Genomic DNA, 17,026 nt, shown 5'->3' on the forward strand with positions numbered 1-17,026 from the left:
TTTATTTGGCTTATGTTCGCGATATTCTTAAGGGTTTCATTTGTCCTAATGTTTCCTGTTATTCTTAGCTTACTGATAACTACACTTCGACGAAAATGAGAAGTTTGTCACTTTATGTGGAAAATGATACATGGTTCCCTTAATGTATGCCTAAAAATAACAATGAAAACAATGATGAAATTTGTTAGATTATTGAATGTTATTAGGAGGTTGATTTTTTCAATAAAAGAAGAGGAGTTAAATGTGTATGGTTAAAGAGTGGAATTACTTAAGGGTATTAGCTTGTCTATCCATTGTTTTCTTGCATAGTACAACCCACATTGGAAGACAATTAGGCCTCCCGGACTATGATTTATATGCATTAGCCAGAGTATTACTGTGTTACGCTACCCCTACCTTTATTGTTTTATCGGAAATCATTTTAGCAAATCGGTATCCAGATAAATTACCAGAAGGTTTTTTTAAGAAAAGATTTAAATTTATTATATTGCCTTTTATCTCTTTTTCAATTATCGATGCATTAGTAAAGAAATATATGGACCCCAATATCATTTTATCAGATAAGGTAGTAGACAATATGCTTTTTGGGCAATTTGAAGGGTATTTTATTCTAATTATACTGCAGTTTTATATTCTTCATTATATTGTGGTGACCTTTAATATTTCTATGAAAACTTTATTACCTGTCAGTTTATTTATAATGTGCATTCACTTAATGGCGTTCAATGCTAATTTTCAATTTTTACAAGACTACACAAAACATCACAAGCTTTTATTTACTGCCTGGTTCGGTTATTTTACGGCCGCCTTTATTATTGGAAAGTATTATAAGGAAATTTTGAGTTTTCTTACTAAAAATATATGGCTGCCAATCTTATGTGTATTTCTTTCAATAGCAATTATATATATAAATTTTCAGAGTGGGGAAACAGGCGTTCATTCACGCAGAATAGACTTATTTGCCTTTACGATCTTCATAACCTTAAGTATTCTTAGCTTAAAGCGTTATTTTATGGACTCCACGATTATTAATTTAATCAGTAACTATTCGTTAGGGATATATTTAGTGCATTGGCAAGTCCAGCGACTTATTGCACCATATGTAGGAGATTTCTTTGGAAGCAACAGTACGGGGGTTATTGGTTTATTCCTAATATCTTTACTACTAACAATGTTTATTATTAAATTAATTTCTCTCATTCCGTTAGGATCTTTCGTAGTTGGAAATACGAAGAGAAGAGGTTATCAAAAAAAGAAAAAAGCAGTATCTGTTGCAAGTTAAAAAAAGCTCCATGTGCATAAGCACATGGAGCTTTTAAAGTTGACCTGCGACTTCAGGCTGCCTTAAGACTTTCTTATCATAGACTGCTTGAATTAATTTTTCGCTGGATCGGCCATCGGAATACTCATTCCATTGCTTGGAAAATTGTTTTATTCTTTCATAGTTATAATTTTCTCCCCAAAGAATTTCAACAATTTCTTCAGTAGTGTAAGCAATAGGGCCTGGCGTCATTGCATGATAGTCTTCCCAAAAACCACGAACTCTCGCATACTCTTCAAGATCAAAAGAGTAAAAGATCATTGGCTTATTGAGTAGTGAAAATTCGTACGGTATAGAAGAATAATCAGTGATGAGAATATCGGTTATTAATAATAGATGATTAATATGATCTCCGCTTGATACATCAACAATAAACTCAGGATAAGGATTACGAAAACTTGAATTTACAGCAGGATGAAGTCTTAAAAGAAGTACACAGTCTTCGTGAAGAGACTCATACATAAGCTTAAGGTCCAGCTGAATATCAGGGTCAGTTAATTGGTGATCCCTGAAGGTAGGAGCGTACAAAATGACTTGCTTTCCATTAATTTGAGGATATTTTCGTTTTAAACTTTCCTCGATATCTGAGTGATCCTCAAAAAAGAAATCAGTACGCGGAATACCTGTCTTTAAGATATTATGATCTTTAAGATCAAAGCTTTTCTTAAAGATGTCGGCCATTTTATCAGAGCCTACAATCACTTGATCGAATCGTTGATATACTTTTCTAAATCTCTCATTCGCTTTTTGGGTCCGGCCCTCAATAGATGGATCGGCCAGTCCAAATCGTTTAACGGCACCAGAGGCATGCCATAGCTGAATGCACTCTACATTATCCCGAAATTCAGTAGCTGCTAAGAAACCGAAATAATTATCTACAAATACTTTCTCAGAAGTCGCTAAATGATAAATAGATTGAACGAACTTTAAAGGATGTTTGAATTGGAAAGGCAAAACAGTCGTCTGTTCGTCCTCTTGAAAGGCAAAACTGCATCGATCTTCCTTTAAAATAACGATTTCTCCACTGTACTGTTTCTTCAGAGCTTCAACTGTAAACAAAATATTATCCCCAAAAGAAGAAACAAACACCGTTTTCTTCCGTTGGGGAGTTAACTTAGCGATATTAAAAATAATTCTTATGATAAGCAGATAATTGCTTATCATAAAGTCTCTAACCATCGTTCACATCAAGTAAATCGTTTTTTATTTTACTAGTTGAAATCCCGACAGTACGTGGAAGATAGACTACTTCACAATAATCTTTTAAGTGATCGAATTTACCTTTCCAATCGTCACCCATAACGAAAACGTCCACATCGTGCTTTTGAACATCTTCTACTTTTTGTTCCCAATTCTCTTCTGCAATCACTTCATCTACATAACGAATGGCTTCTAGAATCATTTTACGATTCTCAAAGCTGTGGTAAGCTTCTTTATTTTTAATGGCGTTAAATTCATCAGATGAAATAGCAACAATTAAATAATCTCCTAAATCTTTTGCTCTTTTTAATAAATTAATATGTCCCCAGTGAAGTAAATCAAAGGTTCCATATGTGATTACTTTTTTCATTTTTGTTTTCTCCTCCTTGGTTGATAAACATACCATTATAGAGTATATACCTTTTATTTTACAAAACTAAAACATTATATTTACAGTTTAATAAAAATTATAGAATATAATAGAAATGTGCGTGCTTAGTCTAATACTACAAGATGTTACAAATTAAAACAACTGAATTCTATAGTTTTGAAGTTATTACCAAATTATATAAAAACAGCAGTTCTCTCAAGGAGAACTGCTGTTTTTTGTTATCTTCTTACAATGAAACTATGGTCGGTGCCACTGCTTGCCCAAGCTGTATAATCATTAAAGTTAATTTGATACCATTCATTACTTGTTATGATTTTATCACTATTGTCTAAGACGCCTGCAACAAAATCTCCGGTTTGCAGTGATCCAACCGGCTGATAGGAAGTAGAAGGGCCGGTTCTAACGTTTAAGTTGCTTGCTTTAACCTCTAATAGATTTAGCAATTTAACAAACTCTCCGCTAACCCATCCTTTAGTACCATCAAAAGAGACTTCATACCAAGATCCATTAGTACCAAGCACATCAATCTTACTTCCGCCTGGTATAGAAGCTTGAATTGAATCATTTATTGATGGGCCGCTTCTTAAGTTCAGATTTGAACCAGTCTGTACTGCAACTTCTCCTTTTACATTAGCAGGGTACTCAATATAAGTGCCTGCTGAGTCATCAGGATCTGGTTTAGGCGAAGAAGAAGGCTGACCGATATAAGCTGGAACATCATATACTAAAACATAATTGTTAAGAGCATCATAAATGTTAGATATTGTTCTTGTTTGTAAATCAGCCCATGCTACATGAGTTGCATATTGGTGATAACCAGGGTTGTCAGGGTTCCAGCGCATTTTATATAAAGTATCCTGACCGCTATGGACATAATTAACAGAAACAAATCTCGCTCCTCCAATTATAGCCTCTTCAGGAGTGAACCATCCTTCGTTAAAAGCTCTCTTAGCTCCCCCTGATACCGGTGAATCGTCTACTGCTCCTATTCCATAAACGTTGTAAACAGTATGAACTTTATTACTTTCTGAAACCACATTACCATTGTTATCAACAGGAACACCTCTAGCCAAGGTGGATGTGCCATATCCAGTTTCATGAATAGCATGGGAGATCAGGTAAGCTTCATTAATGCTGTGTATTTTACCAGCTTCAATAAAAGCTGAAGCTTTTCCTTCCAATATTTCAGCATTATAAAGAACTTTACGGTTGGCTTCTTCAGCATTCAGGCCTGCAGGCTGTGATAATTTTAAAAACTGGTAAAAACTGCTGGAGTTTTTATCAAAATTATCAGGATTTAAGTAATAAGATACCTCTTCTTCAGTAGCACTCACTTTTCCAGCACCGTCTGCTTTTGGAGTTCTAGTCATTTGAATTTCTAGCACATCATCAAAGTGAATATCGTAGTTAGTAGTTTCATAGATTAATTTTTCTGTATTAACTTGGTCTTTGTGAATATATCCAGTATTACTTTCTCCATTTATATACGCTTTCGCTTCGTACCAATCTGCACTAAATGTTTTAAGGTCTAGGATATCATTTTTATTGTAGACATGAATGATCCCTGACCGCTTTGATGCTTTTTCATACATAATTGTTTGATCAACAGCTGCTAGTCCACTGACTATTTGTTGATCACTCGATAGATTCTCGACGTGTGACTTGGCAATATAACCTGTATAGGGTTCATGGTTCAAATACACTGTAGCTTCATACCAATTGGCCGAGAAGTCTTTGTATTGAAGGATGCTTCCTTGTTCGTATGACTTCAGTGGCTTGGAATTTGTTGAAGCAGCGTTGAAAACATGTGTTGGGGACTGCAATCCAATCCCTCTGCGGGCATTATTTGTTGAAGAAGGCTTCTCCACATGACTTTTGTGAAGGTATCCTGTTTCCTCTACACCGTTCACCCCTTTTTCAACGATATACCAATTACTCGAATAATCTTTATAAGATAAGGTGGTACCTGGAGAAAAAGATTTTATAACTTGTGAATTTGTGCGGGCATTTGAATAGATATTAGTTGGTTTTAATAACGCAATACCCGAATCTTTTGCCCCATCTACTTCTCCTGTCTCTACGTGGCTTTTGTGAATGTACCCCGTATGAGGTTCATGATTCAAATAAACAGTAGCTTCATACCAGTCATTTAAGAAGGACTTATATTGCAGAATAGTTCCATTCGAATAAGATTTTAAGATCTTTGATCCTGTTGCTGCTTTAGAATACACATTCGTAGTATTCTGAAGAGCAATTCCTGTTAAATCTTGTTGAGGCTGCACGGAAGTCTCTACATGACTTTTATGTATATAACCTGTATAGGGTTTGTGGTCTAAGTACACGGTGGCTTCATACCAATCATTAGAAAAAGTTTTATATCTTAGTATAGAACCCTGCCCGTATGATTTTAAAGGTTGTGCCCCTATATTTGCTTCCTCGTACACACTAACTAGATTATTAATTGCTCGTCCTTCTAAATCGTGTTGCGTGCTCACTGAATTTTCTACATCATCTTTATGTATGTAACCTGTGTAAGCTTTGTAGTTTAAATATATAGTGGCAATATACCAGCTGCTGCTGTGTTCTCTGTATTGAAGGATCGACCCCTCATTATATTGTTTCAGCACATTTGAATTTCTGCTTTCTGTGCTATAAACCTTAGTAGGGTTCTTAAGAGCAACCCCTCTAAATTCTTCTTCGGCTGTTACAGTGCCCGATGCAGGAAAATAAGCAATTAGCAGTAACAAAAACAAAAGAGCTGACAATAATTTAAAAAACCCAAAACGCATCTACATTTCTACCTCCTAGTTTCTAATTGTTTCAACCTTTACATTTTAAGAAGTTTGGTCATAAGCCTCACCCTCTCAAAAGGAATTTTAAAATGTAATAAAACAGGAACTAGGTAGGTTGTAGACTTTCGTACAAATCTATTAATTTACTTCTATAAATTTCATGTTGTTCATTATTATGGACATAGTATATCATCATGTTACAGGAAAATGAATGAAATATGTCGAAAAATGATAGAATTTGACCAAAAATGTAATCAAATTTTTGCTGCTGCTCTAAAAAGAAGGGGAGATATTTCTAGATATAATAAGTTGATGGAGTTCAATTATATGTTTAAAATAACCGTTGTGATGTGAGAATTTTTTTATAAAGTTTTGAAGGGGAGTACGATTTTATGGAACTTCTAAAAAGCGCGCTGGCTTTTTTTAATATATTTTGGTGGAAAGAAAATGTTGAGGGTACTTCCCTTAACCTGGAGAACGTCAACATAGAGAATATTATCTTATATGAAAAGGGAGAGCTGCATATCCAGCTTGCAAATCTACCTAATAAAATCAATGTAAAAAAAGAATTAATAATCACTAATATGAATAATGAAGAAACTGTCCAAAAAATTAATATTGATTCGGAGTCTGAAGCAGTTGTTAATTTAAAGGACAGTTTGTTACATAGCGGTAAGTATGCTTTTTATTTAGTTGTTGAGCAAGAAAAAATTCGTTTAAGCCTGGATCAGGCGTTACATAACCAAATTAAAGGCTGGTCTCATGCTAAAGAAATCAGTGATTTCCTGGTAGTGCCTTATACCACTATAAAGAACAATTTTAGTGTGAAGGTAATAGACATGTGTGAACATAACTCCTCTAATACATTACCCCATGTAGTAGAAAGCCTCGATAAAGTTAATGGAAAAGTTACCATAAAGGGAAAGGTTTTTGCAGAGAAACATCTGAAAGATAATTTAGAGTTTATTGTGAAAAGAAGAGGATCTAAATTAAGTTATCAACTGCCCCTAGTAATAAAACATAATAAATGGGAAGGTCATATAGACTTTTCTAATTGGGAGCCTTCTAAAGGAATATGGGACTATTATTTAAAGACAGAAAATAAAAAGTATAGAATTCAGATAGAAAATGATCAATTAATTAACAACACCAAAGGCAGTATATTTCCATCCAGAAGAGAATCCAGATGGAATAAATTCTATATAACTAGAAATGGAAAACTTTCTTCTAAAATTCAATCGGCCACAATTAAGATGAAAAGTGTAGAAGCAAAAGTTTTCAATGATTGGAAAGTTAAATGCTGGGGTGTGTTAAAAAGCAGTATTATTGGAGCGAAAACGGGAGATGTCGAAGTTTTAATTTTAAGGAGGAACATTTATGAAGAGTTTGTTGTGCCACTAAAACTAGAACCAAAAAGTGGGAATGAAGACGTCTATAAATTTGAGTTTGAATTGAATTATAAAGATTTAATTCCTTCTGAACATAAAGAAATTTACAGGGGAGATGTTTTTTTACGGATCCCTTTAGAAAACGATAAACAAAAGATACGCTTCCAACTAGAAAATGATGAGTTAGCCTATCAATCAAGAATTACAATAGAAGATGATAAGATTTTTCAAATTTATTTTTACTCTACCATTAATCAACAGTTGTCCATTGCTTTTAAAGATTTGAGCATCGAACGGAATGTCACGAACATTCAGTTATCTCATGAAAGCTTGAAAATAGAAGGGTATGCTTACTTGGACACAGTAGAGTGGGTTGAAAAAGAAGGTGTGTTAAGGTATTTAGTTATTCGGGAAAGAGAGTCAGAAAGAGAGTATGTTACTCCATTAGAAGGGATTCAAAACAATCTTGAAAGCCACGGTTATCGGTACACTTATAGTGGTTTTAGCTGTGAACTTAATGTGAACGAATTTTTGGATCTTTCTAATGAGGAGAAAAAGATATTTGATCTTTATGTACGGTTCCGATACAAAGGGAATATTAAGGAGAGGAGAGTAGGGCAAAAAGAGTTTAATTATTTTAAAGATGATATTATAGACCGTACAGTATTAACAAAAACATCTTTTAATGAGATTCTGTATTTAACTTATACTCCAAGTGGCAACATAAAAATTGAAATAAATCGGATTCCTTTAGAAGCCATACCGTATTTAACTAAAAGCTATTGGGAGGAAAACCGTAGCGGGCATGAAGATATCTGGCTGATTGGGGAACGTCCAGATACAGCTCAGGATACGGGGTATCACTTTTTTAAATATTGCCGGGAGAATTTCCCAGACATGAAAGTTTATTATGCGATTGACTCTCAGTCAGGTGATTTAGAAAATATTGAGTACTTAGGAAACGTACTTCATATAGGAACTTTAGAACATTATAAGATTTCGGCTACAGCTACTGCATTCATAGGCTCGCATGACTTAGAATACTTTCTCCCGGCAAAAGCAGTAGAATTTGAGTCATTTAAGAATGGGAAAAGGGTTTTTCTTCAACATGGTGTTTTAGGAAGGAAAAATGTAGAGTACCATAAAGATTATTATAAATATCCATTTGATTTATTTTGTGTAAGCTCACTATCAGAAAAGAATTTAGTCATTAAAAAATTGGGGTATGATAAAGAAGATGTAAAAGTAACAGGACTGACTCGCTTTGACAACCTGCTCAAACAGAAGAATAATAACTATTCCATATTATTTATACCAACCTGGAGAGATTGGCTTTTAAATGAAGAGCAATTCTTAGAATCTGATTATTTTGGCAGATATAAGAGTTTTTTAAAAAATCCCAATCTGCATAAATTATTAGATGAGTATAATGTAGAACTTAATTGCTATCCTCATTATCGAATGCAGCCCTTTATTGACCATTTTGACATTACACGGGAAAATATTAAGGTTATTAAACTTGGTGAAAAGTCTGTTCAAGACCTTTTATTGGAAAGTAATTTTATGATAACCGATTATTCTTCTGTATCATTTGATTATCATTATATGGAAAAACCAGTTGTTTTTTATCATTTTGATAGGGAATCTTTTTTTAGAAACGGTATACTAAGGCCCGTGGAAGAAACTTTTTTAGGAGATATCTGCTTTACTGAAGACTCTTTAATTCAGAAGGTTCAAAGTTATATTGAGAATGGGTTTAAAGAGAGAGAAATATTCACTAGAAAGAAAGACTTAATTTTTAATAATATTGATTCAAACAATTGTGAAAGAGTGTACAATGAAATTAAACAATTTTAATTAGAAAAATATCATCAGAAAGGGTTTTATTTTATATGAAAAATAGGTTGAAGCCATTCGTAGCAGATGTAAAGCTGCACAAGGATGAAAAAATATCCATATATATTCCCGTTTCAAAGGAAGACGATAGGATTAATCGATTAATCTTAATTAATCGCCAATCTTATGAAGAGATTAATCTGCCTTTGTTTGAAAAAGATGTTAACGATAATGTAAGGCTAATATATGGAATTTTAGAGTACCAAAAGTGGAATGAAAAATTGCTGAATGGAGAGTTCTGGGATCTTTATTTGCAAAATGGAGAAGGAAACCACCGACTAAATTCCAATAATCATGCTATTGAATATGTCAGAGTTAAAGGAGAAGAATCAGGAAAAACATTCCACCCATATTTAACAAAGAAAGGAAATGTTTCCTTTAGATTCAGTGAAATTGACTTCTTTGGCGGCATCAATAGCTTAACTCTCAGTGAAGAAGGAAAGCTTTCATTATTGGGTAAAGTAGAAAAAGTGGATTTAGATAACGTAAGGGAAGCTAATTTGTTGATTAGTGATTCTTTAAACGTTGAAACAAGAATCCCGTTAAATATAACAGCCCAAAAGAACTCTTCATTCGATGAATTTGAGGCGGAAGCTGATCTCGTTAATTTCTACACAGGTGAACTTCCAAATTATTTGAAGTTTTCTATTGAGTTAGAGACCTCTGATGGAAATCAAACGATGTGGCGAGAGAGTCCCCGCTTAAAGTTCTACGGTAAAAATGACTTAGATAAGTCGTTTCTTACTAATATAGAAGACATTGATGTGAAATTTAAGGTTTCTAAGACTAAAGTGATGAAGTATCTCAGTGTTCAAATCGTTGAAGACAACTTTATTAAGGAGTCACTTAGAAAAGCTGAAAGAAAAATTGTTAAAGTTAGAAGGGGCAAGAAGGCCTTAGACGTTTATAAGAAAGTTTTCCGTTTATTCAGCTTTCTGCCAAGCAATCAAAATTTAGTGGTTTTTGAAAGCTTTCATGGCAAACAGTATAGCGACAGCCCAAGAGCGATTTATGAGTATATGAAAGAGAATTATCCATCTTATGAGTTGATATGGAGTGCAGACCGACGCCACTATCCGGACTTTATGGAAAAAGATCTTCCTGTTGTAAGACGTTTCTCTTTAAAGTGGCTGCTCGTTATGACAAGAGCGGGGTATTGGGTTACGAACACACGTCTTCCTAACTGGCTTCCTAAACCAAAGGGTACTGAGTATGTCCAAACATGGCATGGTACTCCTTTAAAACGCTTGGCCGCTGATATGGATGAAGTTCATATGCCCGGCACGAACACTTTGAAATATAAGAGCAACTTTATTAAGGAAGCAAATAAGTGGGATTACCTTGTAGCTCCTAATGAGTACTCCAGCGAAATATTCAAGAGTGCTTTCTTATTCGGTAAAAATATGATTGAATCGGGATATCCAAGAAATGATTATTTATATAATCAAAATAACCCGCAGACGATTCGCGCATTAAAAACCAAATTGAATCTGCCTGAAGATAAAAAGGTTGTGCTTTATGCACCTACGTGGCGAGACAATCAGTTTTATCAAAGAGGGAAATACAAGTTTGATTTGAGTTTAGATCTTCAAAAAATGAAGGATGAACTTGGCGATGAATATGTAGTTGTTCTGCGTATGCACTATCTAATTGCCGAGAACTTTGATCTTGGCCCATTCGAAGGGTTTGCTTATGACTTTTCTAAACACGAAGATATTAGAGACTTGTATCTAATATCTGATATTTTAATTACTGATTATTCTTCCGTTTTCTTTGATTATGCGAACTTAAGAAGGCCGATTATATTCTACGTATATGATATTGATGAATATCGTGACAGTCTACGCGGGTTTTACCTAGATCTTGAGAAGGAAGCACCAGGTCCATTGACTAAGACTACTGAAGAAGTCATTGCTTCTATAAAAGAATTCGAACGAAATAACTACCAGCTCGATGATTCTTTCGAAGCGTTTTATGAAAGATTTTGCGCCTGGGAAAAAGGTGAATCTTCTAAGCGAGTAGTTGAAACCGTCTTTCAATAAGACTGCTTGTTGTTTTTCTAAAGAATCCTTAGTATAATTTGACGGGTGTTATGATCAAAGGATTAAGGAAGGTACCATATATGAAGTCTGCTTTAACCGTGTTAAAAGAACAGATAAAATATTTCTATTTAGTAAGACGGTTATCTTTATACGAGTTGAAAAGCTCGAACAATAATAATTATTTAGGGATGCTATGGGAGCTGCTCAATCCGGGAATTCAAATTGCCATTTTCTGGTTTGTGTTTGGTTTTGGTATACGAAATAGAGTAGGTGAGGGAGGAATGGACTTCTTCCCTTGGATGCTTTCTGGTATCGTAGTCTGGTTTATGATTCACCAAGGCCTGATCCAGGCTTCGAAGTCGATTTATACCAAAATTAAAATGCTGTCTAAGATGAATTTTCCGATGAGTGTGATCCCAAGCTATGTTATTTTTTCTAAGTTTTATCCGCACTTAATGCTGCTGGCTGTTGTTATTATTATTCTCAACTTGCTTGGTTTTACGGTAAGTATTTATTATATTCAGCTGCCTTTATATATGATTGGAGTATTGGTGCTGCTATATGCGATTTCTTTAATTACTTCAACATTAGCTACAATCGTAAGAGATGTTCAGATGCTTTTACAGTCCACACTCAGAATGCTTTTATATCTGTCACCGATTTTGTGGGATATCAGTAAATTCGGTGAAGATCTGAATTGGTTGAAGATTATTATGCAGATCAACCCATTCTACTATGTGGTAGAAGCTTATCGTACATCACTGCTTGGCCAGGGATGGTATTTTATTGAGGAGTGGCAGTACACGCTGTATTTTGTCTCTCTAATTGCTGTCCTGTTCCTGATTGGTTCGGCGCTGCATGTGAAGTTTAGAAGGCACTTTATTGATTTTCTATAAAAAACGGAAGTGATAATATGGCTAAATCAGTCATCGTAAAAGATGTATCCAAAAAATATAAGCTTTTCTCAAATCCGCGGGAACGTATGCTGGACCTGATCGTGCCACGTAAATCTTACGGAGAAGATTTTTACGCACTTCAAAACGTCAGCTTCGAAGTGGATGAAGGAGACATCGTCGGCTTTGTCGGGGTCAATGGTTCCGGTAAATCGACTTTATCTAATATTATTGCTGGGATCGTTCCCCAAACGACCGGGTCTGTTGATGTAAAAGGACAGGCAGCCCTAATTGCGGTTAACTCAGGTTTGGATAATAAGCTGACAGGCAGAGAGAATATTGAACTGAAGCTCCTTATGCTTGGTTTCAGCAAGTCTGAAATTAAAAGCCTGGAAGATGAAATTATTGAATTTGCTGAAATAGAAAAGTTTATTGATCAGCCTGTGAAGTCTTATTCCAGCGGTATGAAATCTCGTTTAGGCTTTGCGATTTCAGTCAATGTAGACCCGGATGTGCTCATTATTGATGAGGCGCTCTCTGTCGGAGACAAAGCATTTGCTGAAAAAAGCTTAAATAAGATGTATGAGTTTAAGAAGAGTGGAAAAACGATGTTCTTTGTCAGCCACTCCATTGGGCAGATGAAGAAGTTCTGTGAAAAAGTTCTTTGGCTGGAATATGGGGAAGTAAAAGAGTACGGCCCTGCGAAAGAAGTTCTCGGCCATTATGAAGAATTCTTGGAAAAGTATAAGAAAATGTCTAAACAGGAAAAGAAAAAATATAAAAAAGAAGTTACCCGTAAGCAAAGCGGGATCAAGGCAACATCTTAATGCAGAAGCACCTCCTCTTTAAAAAGAGGGGGTGCTTTCTTTTTGAATGGCTTTTGCATAAATGTCCAGGAATTTCTCCGATGCGGCCGAATGGGAGTGAATCTGCTGGATTTTCTGCTGGGCTTTATTTGCCATGTCCTGAGCCTGCAGCGGGTTATCCAGTAGATATAGAATATGGTGGGTTAATTCTTTTTCATCACGGTCAGCGAACAAAAGACCGTTCGTTCTATGGTCGATTAATTCCTTCAGTCCTCCAACCGCCCCGGCGATCACAGGTGTGCCTGAACCCATGGCTTCTAAGGCAGAAATAGAAGTGGCTTCTTCCACTCCGTGAGAGTGGACACTAGGGATTAGAGCAATCTGCGATGTCTTATAAAGCTCCACCATTTCGGAGTGAGCGACAGAGCCGAGCATATAAACATGGTCCTCAAGGTTGAATTCAGAAGTCTTTTTCTTAATTGCTGGAAGCTGCTCTCCTGTTCCGGCGTACACTAATATAACGTCCGGATGTTTTTCCGCTATTTGCTTTAATGCAATCAGTGGATAAATGACGCCGTTCTTTTCTGTAAGCCGCCGCGGGACAAACAGCATAGGGGCATTTTCAGGAAAGCCGAACTTGGATCTTATCTCTTTTCCGGGTTTCAAGAAAGGTTCAGGGTCTATAAAGTTTCGGACAACGGTTGCTTCCGCCTGTGCGGTTTCATACACATAATCTTTAATGCGCTGATCGACTGTAATGTTAGCGACCGCTTTTGTGTAGGCTTTACGTTCAAGGTCCTTAATTTCTTTCGCTTCCGAGCTGTCTGTTTCGATGGCGCCTCGGCTAATCGCTTCATAAGCATAATAACCATGAATCGTAGCGACTACTGGAAGGTTCGTTTCCAAAGAGGCTAAGGTAGCAAAAATATCCTGAGAGTTAATGATGTCATAGTGGTGTTCATGGTCTTTGATCAGCTCAGCAAGTAATTTCATACGCTGTTTATCATTGGTCAGCTGTCCCTTGCCTTTCTTAAGCTTATTCATTAAAAAACCAGGACCTTGTGCCAGCAGTTTCTTTTTCCAGGTGGATATATTAGAAATTGACAGCACATCTACTGTATGGCCGCTGGTCTCAAGGCCTTTTTTTAATGTCGTTACATGAGTGGACAAGCCGCCTTCATGAGGATAGTCGAAAATGGTGGTAATTAAGACTTTCACGATGTTTCCCTCCTTTTAAGTAAGTGAGCGAGTTCTTCTTTTAGAAAGGTCAGGTTAAATATTTTCAATAAAAACAGGTAAAAAACAAAAATTATTAATGTACATATAATCAGTTGAAGCCATGGGTTATCGAAATGGAAGCTGTAAGACAGCAGGAAAGAACCGCACATCGTTAAAATCAACACGAGACTAAGTTTTAGCCAGTCTCTTTGAAAAGTTGTCTTTTTAAATCGTGCTTTTTGTTTTAATGTGTAATATAAATAAACCGATTGAAACAGCATGGACAGACTTGTTGCAAAAGCGACTCCTCCCACTCCAAAAATAGGAGCTAAGCTCGCGCTGATTACAATATTAATTCCCACCCCATAAATACAGGATCTTAGTGCGGTTTGATTGGCTTTGACCGCATACGCGCTGTTGATTAAGTAATCTCTTATGGCAAAGAACGGCAGGGCGACCGCGAAAAATAAAAATGCGATCGATGTTAAAGAGACAGCCTTCGTATCAAAAGCCCCCCGCTCAAAAGCGAAGGATACCAATGTCTCCGCTTCAGATGCCATCACTGCCATTACGGGAATTGAAAATAAAGCAATTACTGTAATCCCTCGGTAGACCAGATGGAAATACTCTTCTTTATTTCTCGCTGCCAGTTTGGCCAGCTGAGGATATAGAATCGTCGATATCGGCATAAGCAGAATACTCAGCGGGAGCCATAAAAGCCGGTTTCCATAATTAAGGGCTGACACACTTCCTTCTTCCAGAAAAGAGGTCACGATTCGGTCGATTACTCCATTTAACTGCACGAACAGTGAAGCGAGAATTATCGGCCAAAATGGCTGAATGACTTGCTTAATAGCACCCCATTCCTTCCAGGGAAGCAATAGAACCGGTCCTCTATGCTGGGGCCGTATCCATGGCCACTGAATAGCAATCTGCAAAATGCTTCCGATCAATACGCCCCAAGCCAGTCCATAGATACCCAGCCATTCGTATAGAGCAAACATAGAGACAATGATTCCTAAATTGTTCACAGTTGGTGCCCAGGCGGAAGGCCCGAATTTTCCATTCGCATGCAGAAGCCCCTGGGCAAGAGACTGTGCTGTCATAAATAAAAGGGAAGGCAGCATAATCAGAGTCAGGATCACAGCTAAATTCTGCTCATTGCTCCCAAACCCTGGTGCAAACAAAAAGACTAGAGGCTGAATAAGAGCCATGGCAATAATGGTTAACCCTAAAGAAACGAAGATAAAAAAGGTTCCGAGTCTTCGTATCAGCAGTGAGGCCTGTTCAGGTGACCGTTCTTTTTCACTGATATAAAGCGGTATGATTCCGGCTTGAATTCCTGTCCCAAGTGCTGTGAACAGAATGGTCGGAATTAGATAAGCGACAAAGAATATATCCGCTGTCTGACTGGCACCAAACAAGGAAGCGATAAGAGCTTCACGGAAAAAGCCTAATATTTTTCCAAAAGCAGATAGAATGGTAACCATTCCAAATAGTTTAATCCATTTCATAATCAGTCTCCATATTTCGTTTGTTTAATACGTAACCTATTATGAAATAGAAGTAAAGTGTAAATGTCTTATCTTCAAGGATGTTATAAAATAAGCCGGAAATCATGAATACGAAGACAGCACTTAAGCTTATCGTTCTCCAAAGCCTGTGTTGAATATTCCACAGCTTATAAATCAACCATCCAAAGAGAGTGAGAATGATCAGCGTGCCTATTATGCCGGTTTCAGTCAGCAGTGCGATGTACTGGTTATCAGCATACAGACCATCGAGTATTCCATACTCCTCATAAATCGGAGAAGAAAAGCTTTGGGTAGCTGCGTCTCCGTAGGTGGCAAAACCACTTCCGATAAGCGGATGATCCAAAAAGATCTCCACTCCTTTTAAGACGACATAAATCCGTCCCCACTCGGCACTTGCCTGCACCGTTTCACTGGCAAACATTTCTTTGAAACGCTCGATAAATACGTTGTTTTCCTTAACAGTCACTGGCTTTTTCGCCGCTGAATTGGATTCTGACTGATCAGATTGAGCTGTTTCGTGGAAGTATCCATTTTCCTCAATGAGCTCGGTTGCTGATACGACAGGATAGTAAATAAGCACAAAAGCAGCAACACCATATAAGGTTAACGGAATAATTTTCTTCCAGTATCTATAGATGAGCAAGAAGATAGCCGTTCCCCCGGCAAATGCTAAAAGCGTCCCTCTTGAAAAAGTAAGCAGTGTTGTACCGACGATCAGCAATCGTACAGGGATTAGCCACCAGGTCTTCTTTTTGAGTAAAAAGGTTAGAAAAAAGACGATGAGCAAATAAGTCGCCAGCACATTTGGGTTCCCGATTAGACCATAGATCCGCATCGCATTAGCTGAAGCTAAATTCCATTCCGTCCAGGCTTCGGGCAGAAGCCACTGTCTTAGGGTCAGCTTCTCTACGATGCCGTGCAGGGAAAGGAGGACCGCTGTTCCTAATGAAATCCAGATGATCTTCTGAAGATCCCCTTTCCTCCACGTAATTTCTTTCGCCAAAATTAAAACGAGCACAGTAATTATTAAAGCACGTATTTGAAAAATCCCGGCGGTCAGCGAAATTCCTGATAGAAGTCCTGAAATAAGGCCGATCAAGAGAAAGACACCGACCGCAGCAAGCCAGCTGTAGTTTTTAAACAGGTTCTTCCATGGTCTTTTATTAATGAACACAGCTCCAAGAATAAATAAAATAAGGGCGTCGCCCAAATAAGTCAGTCCTTCATTAATCTCGACCAAAAAAGGACGCAGCGGGAAGAAGGCAAATAATAGAAACAGTCCATTTTTTAAATAGACTAGGGATGATAATACAATCACAAGACTCACAAAATACCCCATAAGCGGGTGAGGTATAATTAGGCCGCGAATGATAAGAATGATATGTAAAATAAACACCCATCCAGTGAAACGATACATTTAAACACCTCAGTATATTTTCTGATTGTTTTTGTGTGCCTTCCCTTTATAATAAACCTATTGCCTATTATCTAACTATCCTTAAATTGTAAGGATTTTGTAAATGTAATCTTAAACATTGTTAAGA

The 17,026-nt window shown here is 36.7% G+C and carries 11 protein-coding genes; 5 read left to right on the forward strand and 6 right to left on the reverse strand.

Annotated features, from left to right (window positions below; translation table 11 throughout):
• The first annotated feature begins 247 nt into the window (after positions 1 to 247).
• Entirely contained in the window at positions 248 to 1,282 is a 1,035-nt protein-coding gene (locus tag HUS26_RS02090; RefSeq protein WP_173915585.1) for an acyltransferase family protein, read from the forward strand.
• A 33-nt stretch (positions 1,283 to 1,315) separates the two neighbouring features.
• Here the strand turns inward: HUS26_RS02090 and HUS26_RS02095 are convergent, their stop codons facing one another.
• The 3 genes from HUS26_RS02095 to HUS26_RS02105 form a co-directional block, all read right to left on the reverse strand.
• Positions 1,316 to 2,500, reverse strand: coding sequence for a CDP-glycerol glycerophosphotransferase family protein (locus HUS26_RS02095; protein ID WP_371809528.1), 1,185 nt, complete (start codon positions 2,498 to 2,500; stop codon positions 1,316 to 1,318).
• A complete protein-coding gene (tagD, locus tag HUS26_RS02100; RefSeq protein ID WP_173915587.1) occupies positions 2,493 to 2,891 on the reverse strand; it encodes a glycerol-3-phosphate cytidylyltransferase in 399 nt (132 codons plus the stop codon). The genes HUS26_RS02095 and tagD overlap by 8 nt, the downstream gene beginning before the upstream one ends.
• A gap of 239 nt (positions 2,892 to 3,130) precedes the next feature.
• The gene (locus HUS26_RS02105; RefSeq protein ID WP_173915588.1) at positions 3,131 to 5,701 is read right to left on the reverse strand and encodes an SH3 domain-containing protein; all 2,571 of its coding nucleotides are present in this window, start codon (positions 5,699 to 5,701) and stop codon (positions 3,131 to 3,133) included.
• A gap of 395 nt (positions 5,702 to 6,096) precedes the next feature.
• On the opposite strand from HUS26_RS02105, the gene HUS26_RS02110 reads away from it, so the two are divergent.
• The 4 genes from HUS26_RS02110 to tagH all read left to right on the forward strand — a co-directional run bounded on the left by HUS26_RS02110 (position 6,097) and on the right by tagH (position 12,750).
• Positions 6,097 to 8,949, forward strand: a complete 2,853-nt coding sequence (locus tag HUS26_RS02110) for a CDP-glycerol glycerophosphotransferase family protein (protein ID WP_173915589.1) — start codon at positions 6,097 to 6,099, stop codon at positions 8,947 to 8,949.
• A 35-nt stretch (positions 8,950 to 8,984) separates the two neighbouring features.
• Complete coding sequence (locus HUS26_RS02115; RefSeq protein ID WP_173915590.1) at positions 8,985 to 11,030, forward strand: CDP-glycerol glycerophosphotransferase family protein; 2,046 nt, start codon at positions 8,985 to 8,987, stop codon at positions 11,028 to 11,030.
• Positions 11,031 to 11,110: 80 nt separating this feature from the next.
• Positions 11,111 to 11,926, forward strand: a complete 816-nt coding sequence (locus tag HUS26_RS02120; RefSeq protein ID WP_173915591.1) for an ABC transporter permease — start codon at positions 11,111 to 11,113, stop codon at positions 11,924 to 11,926.
• Positions 11,927 to 11,943: 17 nt separating this feature from the next.
• Positions 11,944 to 12,750: a teichoic acids export ABC transporter ATP-binding subunit TagH gene (gene tagH, locus HUS26_RS02125; RefSeq protein WP_173915592.1), complete on the forward strand. Its 807-nt coding sequence runs from the start codon at positions 11,944 to 11,946 to the stop codon at positions 12,748 to 12,750.
• Positions 12,751 to 12,768: 18 nt separating this feature from the next.
• Here the strand turns inward: tagH and HUS26_RS02130 are convergent, their stop codons facing one another.
• Genes HUS26_RS02130 through HUS26_RS02140 form a run of 3 tightly spaced genes read right to left on the reverse strand, consistent with a single transcriptional unit; the run spans position 12,769 to position 16,899 of the window.
• Positions 12,769 to 13,947, reverse strand: coding sequence for a glycosyltransferase family 4 protein (locus tag HUS26_RS02130; RefSeq protein WP_173915593.1), 1,179 nt, complete (start codon positions 13,945 to 13,947; stop codon positions 12,769 to 12,771).
• On the reverse strand, positions 13,944 to 15,461 hold the full coding sequence (gene murJ, locus HUS26_RS02135) for a murein biosynthesis integral membrane protein MurJ (RefSeq protein WP_173915594.1): 1,518 nt from the start codon (positions 15,459 to 15,461) through the stop codon (positions 13,944 to 13,946). The genes HUS26_RS02130 and murJ overlap by 4 nt, the downstream gene beginning before the upstream one ends.
• Complete coding sequence (locus tag HUS26_RS02140) at positions 15,448 to 16,899, reverse strand: O-antigen ligase (protein WP_173915595.1); 1,452 nt, start codon at positions 16,897 to 16,899, stop codon at positions 15,448 to 15,450. The genes murJ and HUS26_RS02140 overlap by 14 nt, the downstream gene beginning before the upstream one ends.
• Positions 16,900 to 17,026: the final 127 nt, after the last annotated feature.

Origin of the sequence: Halobacillus sp. Marseille-Q1614 (assembly GCF_902809865.1) — a bacterium.
Lineage (GTDB): Bacteria > Bacillota > Bacilli > Bacillales > Halobacillaceae > Halobacillus_A.

Bases quoted from the DNA above. Each gene is read 5' to 3' on its own strand.
- HUS26_RS02090 (WP_173915585.1), top strand. From the start codon at position 248: ATGGTTAAAGAGTGGAATTACTTAAGGGTATTAGCTTGTCTATCCATT.
- HUS26_RS02095 (WP_371809528.1), bottom strand. From the start codon at position 2,500: ATGGTTAGAGACTTTATGATAAGCAATTATCTGCTTATCATAAGAATT.
- tagD (WP_173915587.1), bottom strand. From the start codon at position 2,891: ATGAAAAAAGTAATCACATATGGAACCTTTGATTTACTTCACTGGGGA.
- HUS26_RS02105 (WP_173915588.1), bottom strand. From the start codon at position 5,701: ATGCGTTTTGGGTTTTTTAAATTATTGTCAGCTCTTTTGTTTTTGTTA.
- HUS26_RS02110 (WP_173915589.1), top strand. From the start codon at position 6,097: ATGGAACTTCTAAAAAGCGCGCTGGCTTTTTTTAATATATTTTGGTGG.
- HUS26_RS02115 (WP_173915590.1), top strand. From the start codon at position 8,985: ATGAAAAATAGGTTGAAGCCATTCGTAGCAGATGTAAAGCTGCACAAG.
- HUS26_RS02120 (WP_173915591.1), top strand. From the start codon at position 11,111: ATGAAGTCTGCTTTAACCGTGTTAAAAGAACAGATAAAATATTTCTAT.
- tagH (WP_173915592.1), top strand. From the start codon at position 11,944: ATGGCTAAATCAGTCATCGTAAAAGATGTATCCAAAAAATATAAGCTT.
- murJ (WP_173915594.1), bottom strand. From the start codon at position 15,461: ATGAAATGGATTAAACTATTTGGAATGGTTACCATTCTATCTGCTTTT.
- HUS26_RS02140 (WP_173915595.1), bottom strand. From the start codon at position 16,899: ATGTATCGTTTCACTGGATGGGTGTTTATTTTACATATCATTCTTATC.